General features: G+C 50.6%; 18 protein-coding genes. 6 read left to right on the top strand and 12 right to left on the bottom strand.

Translation table 11 applies throughout. The annotated features are described in order from the left end of the window. The first annotated feature begins 94 nt into the window (after positions 1-94). Entirely contained in the window at positions 95-733 is a 639-nt protein-coding gene (locus C233_RS0104660) for an HU family DNA-binding protein (protein ID WP_018666259.1), read from the top strand. Between the two features lie 117 nt (positions 734-850). On the opposite strand, the gene C233_RS0104655 is transcribed toward C233_RS0104660, so the two are convergent. From C233_RS0104655 to C233_RS0104635, 5 genes are all read right to left on the bottom strand, one after another. Next, positions 851-3,322, bottom strand: a complete 2,472-nt coding sequence (locus C233_RS0104655) for a glycoside hydrolase family 95 protein (RefSeq protein WP_018666258.1) — start codon at positions 3,320-3,322, stop codon at positions 851-853. Positions 3,323-3,329: 7 nt separating this feature from the next. Continuing rightward, the gene (locus C233_RS0104650; protein WP_018666257.1) at positions 3,330-3,980 is read right to left on the bottom strand and encodes an HAD family hydrolase; all 651 of its coding nucleotides are present in this window, start codon (positions 3,978-3,980) and stop codon (positions 3,330-3,332) included. Between the two features lie 166 nt (positions 3,981-4,146). After that, the gene (locus C233_RS0104645; RefSeq protein ID WP_018666256.1) at positions 4,147-5,823 is read right to left on the bottom strand and encodes a glycoside hydrolase family 43 protein; all 1,677 of its coding nucleotides are present in this window, start codon (positions 5,821-5,823) and stop codon (positions 4,147-4,149) included. A gap of 25 nt (positions 5,824-5,848) precedes the next feature. Continuing rightward, positions 5,849-7,093 (bottom strand): DUF4861 domain-containing protein, encoded by a 1,245-nt coding sequence (locus tag C233_RS0104640; RefSeq protein WP_018666255.1) that lies wholly within the window; start codon positions 7,091-7,093, stop codon positions 5,849-5,851. A 111-nt stretch (positions 7,094-7,204) separates the two neighbouring features. After that, positions 7,205-8,806 carry a glycoside hydrolase family 28 protein gene (locus C233_RS0104635; RefSeq protein ID WP_018666254.1) on the bottom strand — a complete coding sequence of 534 codons (1,602 nt, stop codon included), beginning with the start codon at positions 8,804-8,806 and terminating at the stop codon, positions 7,205-7,207. 342 nt (positions 8,807-9,148) lie between these two features. Here C233_RS0104635 and C233_RS0104630 point away from each other — a divergent pair, with 342 nt between their 5' ends. Then, positions 9,149-10,006, top strand: coding sequence for an enoyl-ACP reductase FabI (locus C233_RS0104630; protein WP_018666253.1), 858 nt, complete (start codon positions 9,149-9,151; stop codon positions 10,004-10,006). A gap of 195 nt (positions 10,007-10,201) precedes the next feature. Continuing rightward, positions 10,202-10,906 carry an SAM-dependent methyltransferase gene (locus tag C233_RS0104625; RefSeq protein WP_018666252.1) on the top strand — a complete coding sequence of 235 codons (705 nt, stop codon included), beginning with the start codon at positions 10,202-10,204 and terminating at the stop codon, positions 10,904-10,906. On the opposite strand, the gene C233_RS0104620 is transcribed toward C233_RS0104625, so the two are convergent. The 4 genes from C233_RS0104620 to C233_RS0104605 form a co-directional block, all read right to left on the bottom strand. Then, the gene (locus C233_RS0104620) at positions 10,872-11,990 is read right to left on the bottom strand and encodes an NUDIX hydrolase (protein ID WP_018666251.1); all 1,119 of its coding nucleotides are present in this window, start codon (positions 11,988-11,990) and stop codon (positions 10,872-10,874) included. The two genes, C233_RS0104625 and C233_RS0104620, sit on opposite strands and share 35 nt — an antisense overlap. A 54-nt stretch (positions 11,991-12,044) precedes the next feature. Beyond that, on the bottom strand, positions 12,045-12,914 hold the full coding sequence (gene lipA / locus C233_RS0104615) for a lipoyl synthase (protein ID WP_018666250.1): 870 nt from the start codon (positions 12,912-12,914) through the stop codon (positions 12,045-12,047). Further along, positions 12,911-15,130: a S9 family peptidase gene (locus tag C233_RS0104610; RefSeq protein ID WP_018666249.1), complete on the bottom strand. Its 2,220-nt coding sequence runs from the start codon at positions 15,128-15,130 to the stop codon at positions 12,911-12,913. Before C233_RS0104610 ends, lipA begins: the two co-directional genes overlap by 4 nt. 141 nt (positions 15,131-15,271) lie before the next feature. After that, positions 15,272-16,423, bottom strand: coding sequence for an MFS transporter (locus tag C233_RS0104605; protein WP_025068617.1), 1,152 nt, complete (start codon positions 16,421-16,423; stop codon positions 15,272-15,274). 341 nt (positions 16,424-16,764) lie between these two features. Between C233_RS0104605 and mnmL the strand changes: the two genes are divergently transcribed. The 3 genes from mnmL (at position 16,765) to nagB (ending at position 19,805) form a co-directional block, all read left to right on the top strand. Continuing rightward, a complete protein-coding gene (gene mnmL, locus C233_RS0104600; protein WP_018666247.1) occupies positions 16,765-17,691 on the top strand; it encodes a tRNA modification radical SAM protein MnmL/YtqA in 927 nt (308 codons plus the stop codon). Positions 17,692-17,755: 64 nt separating this feature from the next. Further along, positions 17,756-18,955 (top strand): FprA family A-type flavoprotein, encoded by a 1,200-nt coding sequence (locus C233_RS0104595; RefSeq protein ID WP_025068616.1) that lies wholly within the window; start codon positions 17,756-17,758, stop codon positions 18,953-18,955. Between the two features lie 37 nt (positions 18,956-18,992). Continuing rightward, positions 18,993-19,805, top strand: a complete 813-nt coding sequence (gene nagB / locus C233_RS0104590) for a glucosamine-6-phosphate deaminase (RefSeq protein ID WP_018666245.1) — start codon at positions 18,993-18,995, stop codon at positions 19,803-19,805. Positions 19,806-19,897: 92 nt separating this feature from the next. Here nagB and C233_RS0104585 read toward each other — a convergent pair whose 3' ends face one another. From C233_RS0104585 to C233_RS0104575, 3 genes are all read right to left on the bottom strand, one after another. Further along, the gene (locus tag C233_RS0104585) at positions 19,898-20,911 is read right to left on the bottom strand and encodes an AI-2E family transporter (RefSeq protein WP_018666244.1); all 1,014 of its coding nucleotides are present in this window, start codon (positions 20,909-20,911) and stop codon (positions 19,898-19,900) included. Between the two features lie 75 nt (positions 20,912-20,986). Then, the gene (locus C233_RS0104580) at positions 20,987-21,601 is read right to left on the bottom strand and encodes an L-threonylcarbamoyladenylate synthase (protein WP_018666243.1); all 615 of its coding nucleotides are present in this window, start codon (positions 21,599-21,601) and stop codon (positions 20,987-20,989) included. A 79-nt stretch (positions 21,602-21,680) separates the two neighbouring features. Further along, complete coding sequence (locus tag C233_RS0104575; RefSeq protein ID WP_018666242.1) at positions 21,681-23,690, bottom strand: AAA family ATPase; 2,010 nt, start codon at positions 23,688-23,690, stop codon at positions 21,681-21,683. Positions 23,691-23,783: the final 93 nt, after the last annotated feature.

Raw genomic sequence — 23,783 nt, 5'->3', positions numbered from 1 at the left:
TTGACTGTTGCCGGTAACCGTTTATTTCCGTGGAGAAAATAGATTATCCCGTGGGAAAGCGTTAACTTTACACAGTATAAATAAACACTGCACTATGGCAATTCATTTTGAATGGTACGAGAATCCGATACCGCCGAACCGGCCGGATGAGAAAAAACTCCATGCACGCATTACGTACAATGGAAAAGTGGGAACGGATTACGTGAGGCGTAAAATCCAGGAGCGTTGTTCGCTGACGGAAACGGATGTGACGGCGGTGCTCGATGCGCTGTCGCACGTGCTGGGCGAGGAGCTGGGCGACGGACGCCAAGTGCACCTGGACGGGATAGGTTATTTTCATCCTACGCTCAAGTGCATAGGGGAGGTGACGGCGGAGACGAAACGGAAAAATGCGAAAGTCCGTTTGAAAGGTATCAAGTTCCGTGCCGACCAGACGCTGAAGAATGAGGTGGGGGCTGTGAAGCTTAAAAACATCAGCCATAACGGGCATTCGCGCAAGCTGTCGGACGAGGAGGTGGATATGCGGTTACAAAGCTATTTCGAAAACCACCAGTTGATGACGCGGGCGGACTTTCAGCAGGTTTGCGGATTTATGAAGTCGAAAGCTATGGAACATATCCGGAGATTGCGGGCGGAAGGGAAAATACAGAATATCGGGATACCTACCCAGCCGGTGTATGTGCCTGTGGCGGGATACTACGGGGTGAGCAGGGAGAGGATAGTACAGCAGTAGAACAACGGGGCTATACTTCAATGGGCTGCAACCTAAAAGCCGGATATCGGACTTTGGGAATGCAGTTTGCGTGAAGTATAGCCCCGTTACGTATCGGACTACCGGCAGAGCGGCAGGTCAGCGGGTGAACGTGTACTTTTCTCCCGCCATAGTTTCTATATCGTATATAAACGTTTTCTTGGCCTGGGGAACCGATAGCGGAGCATCGGCGGCTACCAGCGGCTTGCGTATGGGCTGCGGTTGCAGGAGCGGGTTGGCGCACGGCTCTTGTGCTGCCGGTGTCAGCTTCTTCCCGTCCAGGTATAAGGGGGAGGAAGTGCGCAGGCGCAATGTGCCGCCGATAGTGGAGTGTATGGTAGCTGTCTGTACCTGTCCTTTTTCCCATTTCATCTCCTCGAGCACAAACCCGCCGCGGCAGCGGATGCCCTTTAGCGTGCCGTGTTCCCATACATCGGGCAATGCCGGCAGGAGGTGGACGGCGCCGTCATGACTTTGCACAAGCATCTCGGCTATTCCGGCCGTACAGCCGAAGTTGCCGTCTATCTGGAAAGGCGGGTGGGCGTCGAACAGGTTAGGATAAGTTCCTCCGTTTTGTCCTTTTTCATCGGTGGTGGGATGCAGTTGCTCGGTAATCAGCTTGTAGGCATGGTTACCGTCGAGCAGGCGCGCCCATAAGCATACTTTCCACCCCATAGACCAGCCGGTGGAATGGTCGCCGCGGGCTATCAGGGATTTTTTAGCTGCTTCGAAAAGTACCGGCGAGTGATAGGCACTGATTTGCCGGCCGGGGTACAACCCCCACAAATGGGATACATGGCGGTGGTGGTCTGAGGGGTTGTCCCAGTCTTCCAGCCACTCTTGCAGTTGTCCCCAGCGTCCTACCTGCATGGGAGCCAAATGGTTGGCTACATTTTGCAGGCTGTCTGTAAACGCAGCGTTTTCATTCATTAGCCTGGCCGCCCGAATGGTATTGTAGAAAAGGTCGTAAACCATTTGGTTGTCCATGGTAGTACCGGCTGTTACTACGAAACTGCGCTTGCCGTCTACGACGGGGCTGTTTTCCGGCGAGTAGGAGGGAGCTACTACCAGCCAGTTGTTCTTGGGCTCGCGTACCAGGAAGTCCAGGTAGAATTCGCAGGCGCCGCGCATGATAGGATAAACTTCTGCCAAGTAAGCCTTGTCGCCGGAGAAGAGGTAGCGGTCCCATAGATGCTGGCAGAACCAGGCATTGCAGGTTGGCCAGACACCGTATTTGGGGCCGTCTACGGCGCCGGTGCTGCGCCATATGTCGGTATTGTGGTGCAGCGTCCAGCCTCGGCATCCGTACATGGCGGCACTCTCGCGGCCTTGTACGGCAACTTCTTTTACCAGTTGCAGGAAGGGTTCGTGCATCTCGGGCAGGGAGGTCGTCTCTGCCGGCCAGTAATTCATTTCTACGTTGATGTCGGTGGTGTATTTCCCGTCCCAGGGGGCGCGTAGCTGGTAGTTCCATATGCCTTGCAGGTTGGCGGCTTGTCCGCCGGGTTGCGAGCTGCATATCAGCAGGTAACGCCCGAACTGGAAGTACAGGGCGGCCATTTGCGGATCGGTAACGGTGGCGAACTCTTTTACGCGCCGGTCTGTGGGTTTCCGGGCTTGTGCGTTGCTGCCCAGGTCGAGCGAAACGCGGCCGAAGTATTTTTGATAGGCGGCGATGTGGGCTTCTTTTCTTCCGGCATACTTCTTGCCCGCCTGCTTCATATACTGCCGGGCGGTTTTCAGTGCATCTCCCGACACGTCTTTGTAGTTTATGAAGTTGGTTCCGATAGAGACGTACAGGGTAACGCTGTTGGCATTCCGTACTTGTAGGGTGCTGTCGGAAGCGGCTTTCAGCGTGCCGCCGTTGTGCTCGATTCGGGTGAGCGCCGTGAACCGCACTTTGCCTTCGATGCCTTCATGGTCGTTGGCCTTGCCGTTCAGTTGCAGCTCATTGCGGGAGGAGATGAGGCGTTCTACGTTTTCGGTATAGGGGGTGGCGTAGCGCGCGGTGAAGGAGATGCTTTTCTTTTGCGATGCGGTTAGCCTGATTATCAGCAACTGGTCGGGGAAGGAAGTAAAGGTTTCCCGCGTATAGGTTACGCCGTTGGCAGTGAAGCGGGTGGTGGCTATCGCCTTTTCGATGTCCAGCTCCCGGTAGTAATTGTCGTACTTGTCGATTCCTTCGAAGTCGAGGTGCAGCGTGCCTACGGTTTGGTAGGGCATTCCATTGGCGGATTGCGAGCAGATAGCGGGGCCGCACAAATCTTGCGCTTCCTTATTTCTGCCTTCGAATATCAGCCGGCGTATGTGCGGTAGGGCTTCTTTTGCCTTGGGGTTCGTATTGTTGTGGGGTGAGCCGCCCCATACCGTTTCTTCATTGAGTTGTATTTGCTCGTGTGCGGGATTGCCGAAAACCATTGCGCCTAAGCGCCCGTTGCCTAAGGGGAGCGCTTCCACCCATTGCCGGGCGGGTTGGTCGTACCAGAGTTTGAGGCCGGCATTGTCTTGCGCCGCCACTTTGCCGCTGATGCTGCAAACGGCAAAGAGCAGTATGAACCATTTTCGTGTCATTGTTTTTTCAGTTTATCCAGTGTATGATTTCTTCTGCTTTGTCTGCGATGTAGTCCGGATGAAAGCTTTCCAGTTCCGTGCGCGGGCGGAATCCCCAGGTTACTCCGCAGGAGGTTACTCCGGCATTGAGGGCTGTCTGCATGTCTACTCCCGAATCGCCTACATAGAGTACATCCCGTTTGTCTGTCCGGGCAACGGACAGGATGTCTTCCACAATGGCGGGGTCGGGTTTTACGTTTACCCCCTCCCGCTGTCCGAGTACGGCAACGAAATGTATTCCGGGAAAGTAGTGCTCCACCAGCTTCTGGGTTGCCGCCTGGTATTTGTTGGAGGCAACCGCCAGTTGTATGCCGCGGGACTGCAACTGTTCCAGCAGCTCGGGGATGCCGGGGTAGGGTCGGCTCTTGTCGGCATTGTGCATGTCGTAGTATGGTATGAATTCCCGGCGGACACGGAGTACGTTCTCCTCGCTCTTTTCTCCTTCGGGGAGAGCACGTTCGAACAGTTTGTTGATGCCGTTGCCCACCATGAAGTTGTAGGCGGATTCCTCGTGGGTGGGATAGCCGAGTGCGCTCAGGGCGTGGTTGGTGCTCTGTGCCAGGTCGGCAATCGTATTCAGCAGGGTTCCGTCTAAGTCGAATATAACAAGTTTTTTCATTGTTCGTTTCTTTGTTTGACAAGAGGGGAGGGGGCCACCACAGATTACACGGATTGGCACAGATTATTATGGATGAGTAACCGATAAGACCGGATAGTGGATAATCGGAATTTCAATCTGTGCCAATCCGCGTAATCTGCGGTTAGCTTCTCTCCCTCGGTGAAGCCTATTTCGTAATTCTGAACCAGTCTACGTCCGTCCAGCCACCGTCATTGGTTACAATGGACGGGCGGGTGCAGAACATGCCTACCTTGGCGCCAATCCATTTGCCTTCTTTTACCTGGAACGGCTTACCCAGCGGGCGGTATTTCTTTCCGTCGAGGCTGTAGCTGAAGTTGCACAGTACCAGCAGGTCGTGTCCGCCTTCGCTCTTGGAAATCTTCTTGCCGTCGGAGGTGAACTTGGCGCGCAGGTAGATTGTATTATCCTTTAAATCGACTGTGCCGTTTACCGTTTCGGGCGTGCCCTTCTCTGCCCGGAGGCAGGATACCTGCGACAATACGAGGCCTTTATCCGTATTCTCCAAAATCAGGCCGGCATAGTTGGTTCCCATGACTACCAGCCCGGTACGTTCGCCTTTGTATTTCTCGGTCGGCTTGAAGGTCAGCTTCATAGTGGCGGTGAATTTGTCTGCGGGAGTTTTCTGCAACAGCAGGTTGGCTACGTCCCACAGGTTTTTGTACTCTTTTACGACCGGGTAGGAGTAGAGCCGTATTATGCTCTGGTCTCCTGCGTAGTATGCCCATTTCTCGTTGATGTTGGCATGCCATTGCCATTGCGGGGAAAGGGTGTAGCCGTCGAACTCGTCGCTTTCCTGCGGGGTGCAGATAGGATATGTCTTGCCCACGTCCGGCTTTTTGTATACCAGTACGGGGTCGCCGCAACCGTCACCGTCTTTGTCAATACCGATAACAGGCCAGTCGTTCACCCACTTCATGGGTTGTAGGTGTACCAGGCGGCCGTAAGCGCCGACATCCTGGAAATGCAGGAACCAGTCTTCACCGGTAGGGGTGTCTACCCATGCTCCCTGGTGAGGGCCGTTGACCGGGCTGTCGCCTTGTGCCAGCACTTTCTTCCATTCGTAGGGACCGTATATGTTCTTGGAACGGAGCACTACCTGCCACCCCGTAGGCACGCCACCTGCCGGATGAAATATGTAGTAGTACTCTCCTCTTTTGTAGAGTTTGGGTCCTTCGCAGGTTTGGTGCGCCTCGTGGCCGTCGAAGATAACACGCGATTGCGTAATGGCTTTGGTGGCATCTGCATTCAGCTCGCAGATAGATATGATGCTTTTCAGCCCGGCGCGGCTGCCTGCATAGGCGTGTACCATATAGACTTTGCCGTCTTCATCCCAGAAGGGGCAGGTGTCTATGATGCCTTTGCCCGGCTTTACGAGTACGGGCTCCGTCCACGGGCCTTTGGGGGCTTTGGCTTTTACCATGAATGCTCCCTGGTCGGGGTCGCCCCAGAAGATGTAGAACTCGCCGTTATGATGACGGATAGCGGGCGCCCATACGCGGTTGCCGTGCTCCGGGCGTTCCGGCGTTTCAACGGGAGAGAGGGAGTAGGGAACGGCAGCGCCGATGATGCTCCAGTTTACGAGGTCTTTGGAGTGCAGTATCTGTAATCCCGGCAGGCAGTTGAAGCTGGAGGAGGTCATGTAGAAATCGTCTCCTACACGGCAGGCGTCCGGGTCGGAATAGTCTGCGTAGAGTATGGGGTTCTTGTATTTGCCGTTGCCTTGGTCGGCTACCCATACCTCGGAAACATAGTTCTTTTCTTGGGCTGCCAGCGGTAATGCAAGCAGCAGGCCGAGGCCTAAGAGTGCGTTTCTGGTTTTCATGTCGCGATTTAATTCTTTTAAATGGTTAATTCTTGATTTTTACCTGTACCGGGTGTTGCAGTTCTTCTTTCCACTCGCGCATGTAGGCGAACCATGCTTCGGGAGTAGGATAACCGAAAGTTTCCTTGCGCGATGTAAACATGGTGTAGTGGTGGAAGCGGTCGCTGCCCGGTGCTGAGAGGGTATAAAGGAAATTATCTTTGTCTTTTACTTCTTTGCGGACGTATTCCTGCGGTATGTAGGTGGCGATGCCCACTGTTTCCTTGGCGTATTTCACGGTGTCGTTTACAGGCCAGTGTCTTCCCCAACTGCCTACCAGCCCTTTGTGGTCGGAGTCCGAGAGGGTTTTGCCGCCCATGATGTTCTGTACGCCGGTGCAGAACTGCTCGTCGCCCAGGGGTTCGTCGAAGAAGGTTTCTACCAGCAGGTCGCGGTGTCCGGCATAGAGGGTGTAGCGGTTGGTCATGTTCAGCTCTTTTCCCCGGTAATTCCAGCCTTTCACGGATACTTCGGCTATGGTGCGTATGGGGCCGTAGGCAAGGATGCTTTCCGTGCGGAATGCTACCGGTTCTATGTGGGTGGCTTTCGTTCCGTCCCAGCCTTTGAGGGCGCCGACGCCGCAACTGTTGCCTACCATTAGCACGTCGTCGCCGAAACCGCGTGCAAGTTGTTCGTCATTGGGATAGAATCTGCTCTCTTGGATTTCCAGTCCTTTCTTGAACTTGCCGTACGGGTCGATAGTCTGTTTCTGGTTGAAGTAGAGGCGGTAAGCCACCAGTTCCGATTCGAACATCGGGCCGTGTCCGTGCAGCATGCTGTAAAAGTTGGTAGTGCCGGGCACTGTGACCGATTGTGTCGGAGCGTGTTTCTGTTTCTTGGCGTCGCGTATCAGCATCTCGGCGAATACGCGTGCCGGATAGGTTTTGCCGGTAGGGGCGGAAGACAGGGTGATTGACAGCGTTTTCCTGCCTTGGGCGGGAATGTCGATGACGAATGCCAGTTCGTCGGCTTTCAAATCGCCGTCCAGGTCGTCCAGTTGCGAGGGTATTTCTTCATTGCCGTTCATCACGACAGCCGAACGCACGCGGAAGCCGGGCTGCAGGTCTTTGATTTTTAATACTACCGGAGCGTCTGTCTTGTCTTTGCTCCATGAGTTGCTTACTTCTACCGGGATAGTTTTGGTACTTGCTTTCCGGGTACTTGTCTGCGCTTGTGCGGTGAGGGTACAGGCGCACAGTAGCAGGAAGCCGGTTAAAAAGGTCATCTTCATAAGGAATGTGTTTAATTAATCGATTGCTGCAAAATTAAACTAAAAAGAGCAGACAGTTCTTGTCCTTTTGGCAAAAAAACTGCCTGCTTTGAGCTTATTGCTTAATGAAGATTATTTAAAGTCCAGCAGTTTCCCTTCCGCTCCGATTGTGGAATATACTTTCCCGTCTACTTTCAGTTCTTTGGCATTCTTTACATCGAGCGTGTGCCCCTGGGTGTCTATGCGTATGTTTTCCAGCGTAACGCCTTCTGCCTGGCTGATGACTACGCCTTCTTTGGCGTCGCTGATGATTACATCCTTTACGGTGACGTTCTTGATAGGCATCTCGGGCAGTCCGTTGAAGAACATGGCACGTCCCGAGCCTTTACAGATGACGTTGGAGATGTGGATATCGCGGAAAGAGGGTGTTTCGACGGTTACAGGCGGGATTGCCGTTTTCATACGGCCTTTCAGTTCCTCTTCCGTTTCTTCGCCGGCTCCCTTACCGCCGTAGAACAGGTCGAACAGCAGCGGTTCGTGGGGTATGTCGAGCATGTGGATGTTGTGGATATAGATTCCCTCTACGACACCGCCGCGTCCTCTGGTGCTTTTGAAGCGCAAGCCTACATCCGTGCCGAGGAAAGTGCAGTCCGTTACATAGATGTTCTTCACGCCACCGGACATTTCACTGCCTACTACGAAGCCGCCATGTCCGTGCAGTACGGTGTTGTTCTTTACAATGACGTTCTGGCAGGGTTCGCCGCGTTTGCGCCCGTCTTCGTCTTTGCCGGACTTGATGCAGATTGCGTCGTCGCCGGCATCGAAAATGTTGTTGATTACCAATGCGTTCTTGCAGGATTCCAGGTCTAAGGCATCACCGTTCTGCGAATACCAGGGGTTGAATACTTTTACCCGGTTGATAGTGATATGTTCGCAGGATAGCGGGTGCAGACACCAGCTCGGCGAGTTCTTGAATGTAACTCCTTCCAGTAACACTTTCTTGCTCTTGACTATGCTGAGCAGTACCGGACGCAGCCACGGACGGATTTCGTTCCATTCCTCGTCCGTTTCGATGCCTTCGGGATTGTTGAAGTTCTTACACGCCCGCGCTCCTTTCAATGAGCCTTCCGTGGGATACCATATGGAGTTGTCTACCACACCGCCCGATTTGACGAGGTTGTCCCATTGGGTGGGGGTTAGTTTGCCTTGCTTTACCGGACGCCAACTGTCGCCCGAGCCGTCGAATACGCCATAGCCCGTAATCGCTATGTTCTCGGCATTGCGTGCCGATATGGGCGATTGGCAGCGGCGGGTATTCAGCCCCTCGAAGGAGGTTTCGATAATGGGGTATGCGTTGAAGTCGTCTGTGAAAACGACCAGTGCATTCTTTTCCGTATATAGGTTGACATTGCTCAATAGCTCGATAGGTCCCGTGAGCCACCACCCTGCCGGGATAACTACCTTGCCGCCGCCTTTTGCATTGACGGCTTTAATGGCATCGTTTATCGCCCGGGTGTTCAGGGTAATCCCGTCGCTCTTCGCCCCGAAATCCAGGATGTTGACCGTATAGTCCGGGAATGAGGGCTGTTCGACCTCGGGCATGCTGAAGGGCAGCTCTTTATAGATGTTTTCGTCTACGGGACTTTTGCATTGGGCGCAGGCTGTATTGCGTGCGGGCAGCAATGCAAGGAAAAGTGCGGTAAGCGTAAATAGCTTTTTAGATAATGTGTTCATTCGTGATATTATGTTTATGAATTCGTAATCTGTGGACTAAGCGGTCTTTCCCGGCAAACGGCCGGCTCCGTGCTTTCTGCTTTTCTTATTATTCTCTCGTAAGCTGCTCTCGCGAGTGGCTTACGAAAAGAATAATAAATGATTCATGTTAACCTAATTCTAACCTTAAATAAATATTATGAAAAAACCTCTTAATTACCAGTTGCAAATTTATCGGGCTTTAGCTGAAAAAGTGTGTACTAATTGTTGGTTTTAGTGTATTTTTTGTGGTTTTGCCCTTTTCTTTGTGCGCTTTCAGGGTTTTTGCACTATCTTTGCAGCCCAAAACTTAGTAAAAAAGGTATGAGTTACAATTTGTTGAAAGGAAAAAGAGGCATTATTTTCGGCGCTCTGAACGAGCAGTCCATTGCCTGGAAAGTAGCAGAAAAAGCAGTAGAAGAAGGTGCGGTTATCACCTTGTCCAATACGCCCGTTGCCGTGCGCATGGGTGAAGTCTCGGCGTTGGCCGAAAAGCTGGGTTGCGAGGTTATTGCAGCCGATGCTACCAGTGTGGAAGATTTGGAGAATGTCTTTAAACGTTCTATGGAGGTGTTGGGCGGTCAGATTGATTTCGTTCTTCATTCTATCGGTATGTCGCCCAATGTGCGCAAGAAACGTACATATGACGACCTCGATTATGACATGTTGGGTAAGACGCTGGATATTTCGGCCGTTTCTTTCCATAAGATGATACAGGCAGCCAAGAAAATGAATGCCATTGCAGAATACGGTTCTATCGTGGCGTTGAGTTATGTGGCGGCACAGCGTACATTCTACGGTTACAACGATATGGCGGATGCGAAGGCGTTGCTGGAGTCTATTGCCCGCAGTTTCGGCTACATCTATGGCCGCGAGCACAACGTACGTGTCAACACGATTTCGCAGTCGCCTACGATGACTACTGCCGGTTCGGGTGTGAAGGGTATGGACAAGCTGTTCGACTTTGCCAACCGCATGTCTCCGCTGGGCAATGCCTCGGCCGATGAGTGTGCCGATTATTGTATCGTGATGTTCTCCGACTTGACCCGCAAGGTTACCATGCAGAACCTGTACCATGACGGAGGTTTCTCCAGCGTAGGTATGAGCCTGCGAGCCATGGCTACTTATGAAAAGGGGTTGGATGAATATAAAGACGAAAACGGAAATATAATCTACGGATAAAAGAAGGTGATAAGACGGTAAAGCGATAGGGGGTAGTAATATGAGACTTATTGCCCTATCACTTTACCTCTTTTATTTCTTTATCATTTCATCGTTTCATTCATTTCATCGTTTCATTCATTTTATCGTTTCATCATTTCATTCGTCGCTTTATCACCTCATCGCTTTATTACTTTATCATTTTAGCCGATTCACATGGAAACTGCTCTTTACCTGTTGCCCGTTACTTTGGGCGACACTCCGGTTGAAACCGTATTGCCTTCTTATAATAAGGAAATGATAATGGGTATCCGCCATTTCATAGTGGAGGATGTGCGCTCGGCGCGCCGTTTTCTGAAAAAGGCGGACAAGGATATAGATATCGATGCGCTTACATTCTATACGCTGAACAAGCATACCTCGCCGGAGGATATTTCCGGGTATTTGCAGCCGCTTGAGGCCGGATATCCAATGGGGGTGATTTCCGAGGCGGGTTGTCCGGCTGTTGCCGACCCGGGAGCGGATGTGGTGGCGATAGCTCAACGCAAGAACCTGAGGGTGATTCCTTTGGTGGGGCCTTCCTCGATTATATTGTCGGTCATGGGTTCCGGCTTCAACGGGCAGAGCTTCGCTTTTCACGGATACTTGCCTATTGAACCCGGCGAGCGCGCCAGGAAGCTGAAAGCGCTGGAACAACGGGTGTACACGGAGCATCAGACCCAGCTTTTCATAGAAACTCCTTACCGCAATAACAAAATGGCAGAGGATATCCTGCGTAACTGCCGTCCACAGACCAAGCTTTGTATTGCTGCCAATATCACATGTGAGGGGGAGTACATTAAAACTAAAACGGTGAAGGAGTGGCAGGGTAAAGTTCCTGACTTGTCTAAGATTCCTTGTATTTTTCTCTTGTATAAATAATCTCTTTCGTGTACTCGTATTCGTATTCGAAGCAGCTACTGAAAAAGTTCCGGTGAAGGTTATGCTCTATCTGCCGGAATGTCCAGAGCTTCCCGCCCTTTAACTCTTTATTGCACAGTAGAGAGTCGTCGTCTACATCGAGGGTAAAAAGGTAAACCAGGCGGTTGGTCAGCTCGTTTTCGAAATGGTACGTAAGGTTGAAGCGGAGATTTTGCAGCGACGCCGTAGGGAGGGTTTGTTGCAATACTCTTTTCGCGCCCTGTTCCAGGGTTTCTCCATATATCAGGTAGCCTTCCGTTAGTATGTCCGTCTTGCCTTTCTCGAGTGTACTGCACTGGGGGCGCGGCAGCAGGAACAGCATGCCGTGCGAAACGGCGGTAATGCGGATAACGGGGTTAATGTATTCGTTTTTCCGGCTAATGGCTTCGGAGGCCATTGCTTTTCCAATAACGTCTCCTTTGGTTGTTACTATCGGCACGAACACGGTGTGTTTCATTACTTTGTTGAAGTAATATATGCCGAACTGGTTGAACAGGATACTCAGTATGAATACGCAAGGGGGCATGATATGGAATAGGACATAGCGTGCCGTATCGTTCAGCGGGTGGCTGATTAGTATGGCGAGCGATATAATCAGGAGATGCAGGAAACCGATAAGTAACAGTACGCGTGCGGATACTATGGCGGCTTCGGCTCCCTGTGCGAAAAACTGCTTGCAGCATTTGCGGGACTGGGCGGTGTGGTAGTCCAGGAAGCGTTTCCTGTTCAGGAAAATAATGAGCGGCGGAATGATAGCGCTGATTTCCAGCGTAAACGGGAACATCGCCTCCGGACAATAATCCGTGGAGAAGAAAGAGGTTATCGTCAGCAGCAGTAACATGCCCGTGGTACTGTACAATATAATCTGGGGGATGTGCGAGCCTTTGCGTCGCAGCATATAGATGCTGGACAGCAGTCCTATACCCGTACCGATGTAGATAGCCGTGTCTTGTATTATGAATTCACATAATATAATGGATATAATGACGGGGATATATCCCAATGACATGTTGAACTTGGATGATAGAACTCTCTGCTTGCCCATTACTACACTATTTTGCCGTTTCCTTTTTAACAAATAGCCTGTATAAAATGTTCTTTATTTCATCCCTTTTTGTAGATACAGGGTCGATTTTTCTGCATGGTAGGACGAACGTACCAACGGCGCACTTTCTACCTGCGTGAAACCTTTCTTCAGTCCGAGTTCTTTGTAGGCGGCAAACTGGGCGGGGGTAACATATTCCGCCACCGCATAGTGCTTATGGGTAGGTTGCAGGTATTGCCCTATGGTAAGTATCCCGCAACCTGTGCTGCGCAAGTCGTCCATTAATTCTTCCACTTCGTCCGGAGTTTCTCCCAGCCCTACCATGATGCCGGATTTGGTGACGGTTCCGCTGCCTGCTATCTGCCGTATCACTTTGAGGCTTGTTTCGTAGCGGGCTTTGCTTCGTACCAGCGGGCTGATGCGTTTCACCGTCTCCATATTGTGGGAGATTATTTCAGGCCGGGCTTCGATTACCTGGTTTATGAGCTCCTGTCTGCCCTGAAAGTCGGGAATCAGCACCTCGACGGTCGTTTCGGGGTTGAGGCGTTTGATTTCGCGAATCGTCCGTACCCAGTGGGCGGCACCGAGGTCGGGCAGGTCGTCCCTGTCTACCGACGTGATAACGGCATGGGAGAGTTTCATTAAGGCAATGGATTCGGCTACATGTACCGGCTCTTGCGGGTCTAAGGGCATGGGCTTGCCCGTTTGCGTATTGCAGAATTTGCAACAGCGGGTACAGATGTTTCCGCCTATCATAAAGGTGGCCGTACCCCTTCCCCAGCATTCTCCCATATTGGGGCAGCGTCCGCTGCTGCAAATCGTATGCAGGCAGTGGGACTCTACGATGCGTTTGGTTTCGGTGTAACGCTCGTTGGCGCCGATGCTTATTTTGAGCCATTCCGGCTTCCGTACTCTTTCACTCATCTATTTTTCAGTTCCCGGTTAAAGAAATTCGTCAGCCGGGTATACAGGTGCATGCGGGTATTGCCGCCGAATATGCTGTGGTTACGGTTGGTATAGACCTGCATGTCGAACTGCTTGCCGAGCTGTACGAGGTGTTCGGCATATTCCGCGCAATTCTGAAAATGTACGTTGTCGTCCGCCATGCCGTGTACCAATAGCAGATTACCGTGCAGGTTACCGGCGCGGGTAAAGGCGGAAGCAGCCTTATAGCCTTCGGCATTCTCTTTCGGGGTACGCATGAAGCGTTCGCCGTATACGGTATCGTAGTAGTTCCAGTCGGTAACCGGGGCTACGGCAACTCCTGCCTTGAATACCGGAGTTCCTTCGCTCATACTCATAATGGTCATGTAGCCGCCGTAACTCCACCCCCAAATGCCGATGCGGTCTTTGTCTACGTAGGGCTGGTTTCCTAAATACAGGGCGGTTTCCACCTGGTCGCGGGCTTCTTTAATACCGAGGTTCAGATAGGTGGTTTTGGCGAATTCCGCACCGCGTCCACCCGTTCCACGTCCGTCTACGCATACAACGATATATCCTTGGGATGCCATATAGGTTTCCCAGCTTACGCCGAACTTATCGAGCACTTGCTGCGAGCCGGGACCGCTGTACTGGTACATCAGAACCGGGTATTTCCTGTCGGCGGAGAAATCCGTAGGTTTCATCATCCAGCCGTTCAGGGCAGTACCGTCGGAAGTCCGGAAAGAGAAGAATTCTTTTTCCGGCATATCGTATTCCTTTATCTTTTGTTTCAGGGCGGCATTGTCTACGAGCGTAGTTAGCGTCTTGCCGGTATTGTCGTTAAGGGTAATGAGTGTCGGAGTGTTCAGGTTGGAGTAGCGGTTCATGAAATACTTCATGTTTGCGCTGAACTGTGCACTGTTCGTTCCGGTTTGCGATGATAATTTAGTCTTTTTCCCTTTGCGGTCTATCTTGTAGACGGCGCTGCGTAGCGGGCTTTCTTCGTTGCTGCTGTAATAGAAGCTGCCGTCTTCGGGGTTGTAACCCAGGAAATCCAGTACTTCGTAAGTACCGGAGGTGACTTGCTTGATGAGGTTGCCGTTTATGCTGTACCAGTACAAATGGTTGTAGCCGCTCTTTTCGCTGACAAAGCTGAAATTTTCCGGATAGAAGACGATATTGTCGAACACGCTTTCGCGGATATAAGTGTCGCTCTCGTCGCGTACTGCGAGCTTGCTGACGGTACTGCGGGGATTGGCGAAGTACAGGTCGAACCGGTTCTGGTGGCGGTTCAGTGTCATAATGGCGAGTTTGTTAGGGTCTTGCGTAAAGCGGATACGGGGGATGTAACCCCCTTCTTCCAGCGGTACGTCGATTTTGCGGGTTACCTTGGACTTGATGTCGAAAGTATGTACGGATACCTTGGAGTTCCTTTCACCGGTCTTGGGGTATTTGTAGGTGTATTCGCCCGGGTATTTTTCGTAAGGGGCGATGTGGGGAGCTTCTCCGGCAAATACCGGGAAGGTGTACGAGGGCACTTCCCGTTCGTCGAAACGGATAAATGCCAGCATCTTGCTGTCGGGGCTGAATTCCAAGGCACGGTTAAAGGAGAATTCTTCTTCGTACACCCAGTCGGGGATGCCGTTCAGCACTTCATTGCGCTTACCGTCTTCGGTCACTTGGCTTTCGCTGTTGCCGTAGAGCAGTTTCACGAGGAAGATATTGTTGTCGCGTACGAAAGCTACCTGGTATCCGTCGGGCGAAAAGACCGGAACTTGCTGCGGTCCGCCGTCCGACAGCTTTTCCACTACATTGTTTATCTTGCCGTCCAGGTTTCGTTTTAAACTATATATATAATGTATAGCCGTGTAAGAGTGGCGGTAGATAGGGGTCGTTTCCGTTGCGATAAGCAGCTTGCTGCCGTCCGGAGCAAAACTGTAGCTGTCGAATTTCTTGAACGGGCATTCGCGGGCGGTAGCAGCGTCGAACAGTACTTCTACCGGTTTGCCCGTCTTGAAGGAGTATTTGATGATTTGCGTCTTGTCTGCATTCATCTGCGAATAGTGTTCTCCGTCTCCCGGAATGGGGATAACTCCCGAAATGCTTTGAGGAGTGAATTCTCCGGATACGATTTCTCTTAAATCGAGCGGCTTGCCGGTCTGGGCGAAGCCCGTCAGCGTACAAAGGCAGAATAGGAGTGCCAAACTTATCTTTTTCATATCTTTTAATTCGGTTATTCGGTACAAATATACGATAAAGCGGAAATCTAATCTAATTAATAAATGATAATTTGTATTTTACGCGAGGGATGCGGAAAGGGAAATCTTGTTCTGCCCTTATTGAAAGCGGAACGGAGACTGTTATTTGAGCGAGCGTTTAAACAGGATGAGCATGATAATGAGCGAGCCTATCATCATATAAGGATAGAGCGCTATGCCGTCGGCATATACGGAAACCGTTCCCATAAGTCCGTTCATGGCGGTTTGCCCTACAAGGGCTATGGTAAGGGCTATGCTGAATGCCGTTCCCGACAATGCGGGATAGCGTGTACCGAGGATGCTCAGGACAACCGGATAGGTGGATGAGAGTCCCATTCCTACCAGTACCATGCCCGTTGCAGCCCGTACGAATCCCGGTGATGCTGCCAGCAGCCCGAAGCCTATGGCGGCAAGGATAAGGCTGTAAGGAAGTACCGTTGCCGGTTTTATCTTCTTGAAAATCGCTATTTGCAGCATACGCGCCACGGTCAATCCGACAACCATGCAGGTCAGTGCCATTAGTGCCCGGTTGGCAGGGATGTCGGTAGCCTGTCCGAAATAACTCGTAGACCAGTTATTGCACACTCCCTCGATGCCGCTCTGGAAGAAAAGGATAGAACTGAGTAATAGCAGGCTGCCCTCTTTCAGCAGTCCCAACCCCTCTTTTACAGGAAAGCCTTGTGCTTGTTTGGGTGCGGGAAAGCGTACGGGGATACAGAACGATATACCCGCCAGCATAAGGATGCCTATACCCTGAAGGATAGTCTCGAAGGAGTAGTATTCTGATAAAATACCCAAAAGGCTCGGTATGCCCAGTGCCCCCAGTCCATAGAACATTCCCAGGAAACTGAGCCGGGAACCCTTCTCCGACTCGTTGGAAATATCGGATACCAGGGCATTGGTTTCTCCGTTCAGGATACCACCGCCCAGTCCGATGCCTACTATCGAGGTTTGGAGCAGCGGGATGCTTTCAAAAAATATCAGTCCTTCCAGTCCTAATAGTACGACGGCGCAACTGGGAATCAGCAAGGCCTTGTGTCCGAAGCGGTCTACGACAGGACCGAAAATCAATGAGCCGACTAACATGCCGAGGGGCAGGAAGGTTGCCAAAGAGGTTGCCTGTAACCCGCTCAATCCCAGTTTGGCTACGAGAGAGGGTAATACCGAACCCAGCGTAATCATTGAAACACCGAAGAAACACATTCCGATGCACGCTGCCGTGAATACGAGGTTTTTGTGATAACTATTACTCATACGACTGTTTTTTGATAGTAAGAAATGCAGTTCCCGAAGGTCGTATACAAAGCTATGAATTTATTTCAATCCCGATGCCGGCAAATATATAATTTTGTATGCAAAGGTGTAACTAATCGTCGAAATGTATTTATCGTGGAGGCAGCCGGGGGTATGGCGTATATTGTAATTGCTTTAAACCGGTAACCGCAACATTTTCCGGTGCAGCTTACAATGAGTGCGTTTGTGGCTTGTAAACGAACCGGGAGTCTGTCTATGGAAGTAATGAAAGCGTCTAATCCGCTTTCCGTTAGTAAAAACCGGAGAAAAGTCTTAACTTTGTTTCTAAATATTACAGACCTATGAGTGCGATGCCTCTTTATAATGAATTTCCTCTGTTCCTGAAACGTTATTTTCCGTATAAAGTGCAGAAAATCTCGTTGAATGCCGGTTTTACCTGCCCCAACCGTGACGGGAATAAGGGATACGGCGGTTGTACCTATTGTAACAACCAGACCTTTAACCCCGATTACTGCCGTACCGAGAAACCGGTAAGCCTGCAACTGGAAGAAGGAAAGAAATTCTTTGCCCATAAATATCCAGAGATGAAGTACCTGGCATATTTCCAGGCTTATACCAATACCTACGGCGAGCTGGAGTCCCTGAAACGGAAGTATGAGGAGGCGTTGTCGGTAGACGGGGTGGTGGGGCTGGTTATCGGTACTCGTCCGGACTGTATGCCGGACGACTTGCTCCGTTACCTGGAAGGTATCAACAGGCATACTTTCCTCTTGGTGGAGTACGGCATCGAGAGCACGTGCGACGAAACGCTCCGCCGCATTAACCGCGGCCATACATTTCGGGCTGCCGTTGATGCCGTGAAACGGACGGCGGCTTGTGGAATATTGACGGGCGGACATGTAATCCTGGGGCTTCCGGGCGAGACGCACCAACGCATCGTGGCACAGGCGCGGGATGTGTCGCGCTTGCCGCTTACTACGTTGAAAATGCACCAGTTGCAGTTGATACGCGGCACTCGCATGGCTTTGGAGTACGAGCAGCATCCCGAAGATTTCCACCTTTTCGGTGTGGAGGAATACATCGACCTTGTGATAGATTATATAGAGCATCTCCGTCCGGATATCGTTCTGGAACGTTTCGTTTCGCAGTCTCCGAAAGAGCTGCTTATCGCCCCCGACTGGGGACTGAAAAATTATGAATTTAACCACCGGGTTCAAAAAAGAATGAAAGAACTTGATGCATATCAAGGAAAGAAGTATGAAATGTGAGAAAAAAGACTTATTTTTGCCGCTGTTAGAATATGGAATCAATCTAAATTAGGAGATAATAACAATGAACCCAAAGACAGTGATTAAAGGAAAAATCCACTACGTGGGAGTGAATGACCGCAATAAGCATTTGTTTGAAGGTATGTGGCCATTGCCTTATGGAGTGTCCTATAACTCTTACCTGATAGACGATGAAACAGTTGCATTGATTGATACGGTAGATATTTGTTACTTTGAGGTATATCTTCGGAAAATAAAGAGTATAATCGGCGAGCGCCCTATCCAGTATCTTATCATCAATCACATGGAACCGGACCATTCCGGCTCTATCCGCTTAATCAAACAGCATTATCCCGACATCGTCATTGTAGGCAACAAGCAGACTTTCGGCATGATAGAGGGCTTCTATGGCGTAACGGGCGAGCAGTATATGGTGAAGGATGAGGATTTCCTTGCTTTAGGACATCATAAGCTCCGTTTTTATATGACCCCGATGGTACATTGGCCTGAAACGATGATGACTTTCGACGAAACGGAAGGCGTGCTCTTTTCAGGCGACGGCTTCGGCTGTTTCGGTACGCTCGACGGCGGCTTCCTCGATACGCGCATAAATCTGGATAAGTATTGGGACGAAATGGTACGTTACTATTCCAATATCGTAGGTAAGTACGGCTCTCCCGTGCAGAAGGCGCTGGCAAAGCTGGGCGGGTTGCCTATTTCTACCATTTGCTCTACCCATGGCCCGGTATGGACGGAGAACATCGCTAAAGTCATCGGCATCTACGACCGTTTGAGCCGTTATGCGGCTGAGGAAGGGGTCGTTATAGCCTACGGTTCCATGTACGGCAATACCGAACAAATGGCAGAGGCAATCGCTGCGGAGCTTTCGGCACAGGGCATCAGGAATATAGTGATGCACAATGTCAGCAAAAGCAATCCTTCCTACATCATTGCCGATATATTCAAATACCGCGGCCTGATAATCGGAAGTCCTACTTACAGCAACCAGATTTACCCGGAAATAGAATCCCTGCTCTCCAAGATACTGGTACGCGAGGTGAAAGGCCGTTATCTAGGCTATTTCGGTTCGTTCTGCTGGGCGGGTGCTGCCGTAAAGCGCATGGGTGAGTTTGCCGAGAAAAGCAAGTTCGAAATCGTGGGCGAGCCCGTAGAGATGAAACAGGCGATGAAGGACATCACCTATGAGCAATGCGAAAACCTGGCACGCGCCATGGCCGAACGTCTGAAGAAGGACAGGCAATGAGAAACCTCCATTTTATTAACCTAATAAAATAATCGTAATGAGACTAATCATTCAACCGGATTATCAATCCGTATCGCAGTGGGCGGCACATTATGTAGCTGCCAAAATCAAAGCCGCTAATCCGACACCCGAAAAACCGTTTGTATTGGGATGCCCTACCGGTTCGTCGCCTCTGGGTATGTACAAGGCCTTAATCGACCTGAACAAGAAAGGTATCGTATCTTTCCAAAATGTAGTGACTTTCAACATGGACGAATACGTCGGCTTGCCGAAGGAACATCCCGAAAGCTACTATTCTTTTATGTGGAACAACTTCTTCAGCCACATCGACATCAAACCGGAAAATACCAATATCCTGAACGGCAATGCTGCCGACCTCGACGCGGAGTGTGCACGTTATGAGGAAAAGATTAAATCTTACGGAGGTATCGACCTCTTTATGGGGGGTATCGGTCCCGACGGACACATCGCTTTCAATGAACCGGGTTCTTCTTTGTCGTCGCGTACCCGCCAGAAGACGCTGACTACCGACACAATCATCGCCAATTCCCGTTTCTTCGATAACGATGTAAACAAAGTACCTAAAACATCTCTGACGGTAGGTGTGGGTACTGTGCTCAGTGCAAGAGAGGTGATGATTATCGTAAACGGACACAATAAGGCGCGTGCGCTTTATCATGCCGTAGAAGGTCCCGTTATGCAGATGTGGACTATCAGCGCGTTGCAAATGCACGAAAGAGGCATCATCGTTTGCGACGATGCCGCTACCGTAGAACTGAAAGTCGGTACATACCGTTATTTCAAGGATATCGAGGCAGAGCATCTCGACCCGGCTTCTTTGCTGAAATAATAAGGAAATAGTATATAGATAAAAGGCTGCCCGCTTTCTCGTCGTGAGAGGAACGGGCAGTTTTATTTTTACCGCTTTACAGCCTTGTCTTTTTACTGCTTTTCTCCCTCCAGGTATCCTTTTTTGAACATATTGACAAAGAGGAAGAACAGGGAAAGCAGCAACGGGCCGAAAATGACACCCATGAATCCGAAGAGAGAAAGCCCTATGACAACTCCGAAGATAGTGATAAGCGGGTGGATATCGGCCATTTTCTTTTGGATGATAAAGCGTATCAGGTTGTCGAGCTGCGAAATGATGAGAGCACCGAAGATTGCCAGTCCGATAGCCTGGAACCAGTTACCGATTAATGCCATGTATATGGCTATGGGAACCCATATCAATGCCGTACCTACCATGGGAACAACACTGGCGAAGCCCGTCAGGAAGCCTGAAAATAAAATATTGGGTGCTCCGAATATCCAATAGCCTATCATAGCCACCCCGCCTTGTATGATAGCGAGCAGGGGGATGCCGATTGCATTGGAGCGGACAATCATGTTGATTTCGTGTACTATATCTTGGGTGTTGGCTTCATTGAAAGGAAGGATTTCGCTGATATACTGCTCCATTTTCTTTCCGCCTATCAGCATGAAGTAGAGGACGAATACCAATACGAACATATTTACGGCGAAGCTGCTGATACCGCCCATAAGTGTCTGTCCGATACGCGGCAGGGACGAGAGGATGAACGAAAGGCTGTCGCCTCCCAATACGTTGTAGCCGGTTTTTGCCTTGATAACGGCGGCGGCTTTTTCGAGCGGCGCGATAATGGCTTGCGGGTCGAGATTGATACTTTGCAAGTTTATTACAGCCAGCCATACCACTAATGCCAAAGGAACGAGAAAACATAGAATAGCCTCTGCCGTAATGATAGTGGCGGCTATGTTCCGTTTCATCTTTCGCTTTCCGGCCAGGTAAATCATCTGGTTCCTCACCAGTATGTAAATAGTCAGCGCTCCCAGCAGGCCGCCTAAAAAGGGGGTGATGTGTCTGAAAAGGATAATTCCTAATCCGATGATAATGGTAATCAGTGAATATTTCCAGTATTGCTCTCTCGTACTCATGGGGTTTATCGTTTCTTTGGGAAAGAAACATAACGGAGGCTGGAAAAGTTTTGAAAAGTATAAGGAAGATAAATATTACCCCTCGTCCAGCCAGCCTTTCCCCTGGCGAACGACTTCCGCTTCGCCATTGGTACAGTTCACTACGGTGGAGCCCTCTATGCCACCTATGCCGCCGTCGATTACCAAATCTACGGTATTCCCGAATTTCTCGTCGATTAGTTCGGGGTCGGTACAATATTCGATGTCTTCGGTTTCTTCGTGAGGAAGCGTGGTAGTCATGATAGGAGCATCCAGCAGGCGTGCCAACTCCTGGGTAATCGGGTTGTCGGGCATACGGATTCCCACCTCTTTGCGGTTACGGAAAATTTTCGGCAGGCGTACGGTTCCGTTCAGGATGAAGGTAAAGGCTCCCGGTAAGTTGCGCTTCATTAGTTTGAATGTGTTATTGTCCACTTTGGCATATTCGCTGATGCTGCTCAGGTCGTAACAGACAATGGAAAGATTGTTCTTTTTCGGGTCGATGCCCTTGAGCTGGCAGATACGCTCTATCGCACGCTCTTTTAGCCCGTGGCAGCCAATGGCATACATGGTATCGGTGGGATAGATGATGATGCCGCCGTCGTTCAGTACGTCGATTACTTGCTGCAAATCGGCCGGATTGTTATTTTTTTCATAAAGTTTCAGAAGCATGGCGTTATAGGGTTTGGTTTACAATATAACACAAAAGTAAATAATAAGTTTCTTGTAATCAAATGTATAGGACGAAAACTCATTTGGAGGAACGCTTTTTCCTGAGTTCTTCCGCCAACCGCCATTGCAGGGCGGCTTCAACTTCTTTCCCTGCCCGCATCAGGGCATCTCCGAAAAGTTCGTGGGCTCCGGCATGTTCGGGCTTTAGGGTGGTGGCTTTGTCCAGGTCGGCTACGGCTCCCTCGATATCCTCGAGTTTAAGGTGCAGTTTCCCGCGGTTGTATACGGCTTTGAAGTCGGCGGGACGCAGGCGTACGGCACGGTTCAGGCATTCTCCGGCTTCCCCGTATTGCTTTTCATTAAAAAGAGTGATACCTTTCCGTACCCAGGCGTCTGTATATTCGGGATAAAGCTCCAGCGCCTTGTCGTAATTGGCAAGGGCGGCACGGACATCGTGTGCCTGGGTGATACATTCGTTTCCCATTAGATAATATTCGCGGGCATAGTTTTGCAGGCGTTTTCGCTGTTCTTCCATTTCCTGCTTCAACCGGGCATTGTCCTTTTTCAGCCGGTTGATGATGTTCAGTTTCTTACGGATAAGACGCTGTACGGTAGGCTTCTCTATATCATAGCGTGAATGGATAGCCTTGAAAAACTCGTTGAGGAAAGTTTCGAAATCTCCCCGGTCGAACGCTTTGGCCGCTGCTACGTATTGTACATCTGCCTGTGCCTGTTTCAGGGCACGGTCGATAGCCTGGCGGTTGTTGAAGCGTCCGGCAAACCCTACGATTTCGGGACGCACGAATACATCGGCACGGCTTACGGGTTTCTTTAGCTGTATCCCTTCCAGGGAGGTACATCGGCTAAGCGCCACATAAGCCTGTCCGCCGGCAAATACCCCGCCCGTAAAGTCGATAACCACCCGGCTGAAAGTCAGCCCCTGGCTCTTGTGTACGGTGATAGCCCATGCCAGCCGCACAGGATATTGGGTGAAAGTTCCTAATTCCTCCTCCTCGACCTGCTTTTTCTCCTCGTTATATTTATAGCGGATGTTCCTCCATGATTCCCGCTTCACATCGCATTCTTTGCCGTCGTCCGTAATGATGTAAAGCGTTTCTTCGATAGGGTCGAAGCCGCTGACGATACCGATAGTGCCGTTTACCCACCGGCGGTCGAAATCGTTTTTGATGAAAATGATTTGGGCTCCCGGCTTAAGAACCAGTTCCTGCGAAGTGGGCAGGCTGCTTTCGGGAAAGTCGCCCGTAATTTCGCCGTGGAATGTTACCGGAGCTCCCGGCAGTTCGGCAAGTTTCTTGTCGTTGATATAATCTACATTATCGCGGCGGGTGGCAAGGGTTATATACATATCGGCTTCCGGCTGCTCTATCTGCGTGCCGTAACGGGTATTGAGCAGTTGCAGGTCGGCAGCACCCACCGTATTGTTACGTATGCGGTCTAATACGCCGACAAATACCTTATCCGTCTGGCGGTAAACTGTCTGCAACTCGATAGATACCAAGTCTATCTGGTTGAAAACCCTTGCAGAGAAGAAATAGGGGGTAGGGTAGAAGCGGTTCAGGATTTCCCGTTCATCCCCTTTCACCACCGGTTCCAATTGGAAAACATCGCCTACCAGCAAGATTTGCTTTCCGCCGAAGGGTTCGCGAAGATTACGGGAGTAGACACGTAAAATACGGTCTACGGCATCGATGATGTCCGCCCGTACCATGGAAATCTCGTCGATGATAATCAGCTCCAGCTCTTCAAGCAGTTTGCGATGCGGCTTGGTATATTTGAAGAATTCATGGATACGTCCCCGCTGCAAGCTGAGATTAGGGTCATCGGGCAGGAGAGGGTAGAACGGCAGTTTGAAGAAACTGTGTAGCGTGCTTCCGCCCGCATTGATAGCGGCAATTCCCGTAGGAGCCAGTACCACATGTTTTTTCTTGGTATGCTCGCAGATATACCGGAGAAAAGTAGATTTTCCCGTACCCGCTTTCCCCGTCAGGAAAACGGACTGACGGGTGTACTGGATGAGGCTCAAGGCGTCTTGAAACTCTTTGTTCTGGGTGTCGGGTACAAAAGACATGATAGTTGCAGGTTGATAGTTTGGAATTGAAAGCCGGTAATTGACAACTTGAAATCGAACATCGGATAGTTGACAGGAAGTTGCTTTTGCAGC

The organism is Bacteroides gallinarum DSM 18171 = JCM 13658, from assembly GCF_000374365.1.
Lineage (GTDB): Bacteria > Bacteroidota > Bacteroidia > Bacteroidales > Bacteroidaceae > Bacteroides > Bacteroides gallinarum.
Note: the sequence above shows the minus strand (reverse complement) of the source record. Positions and strands in the feature narration are given on the sequence as shown.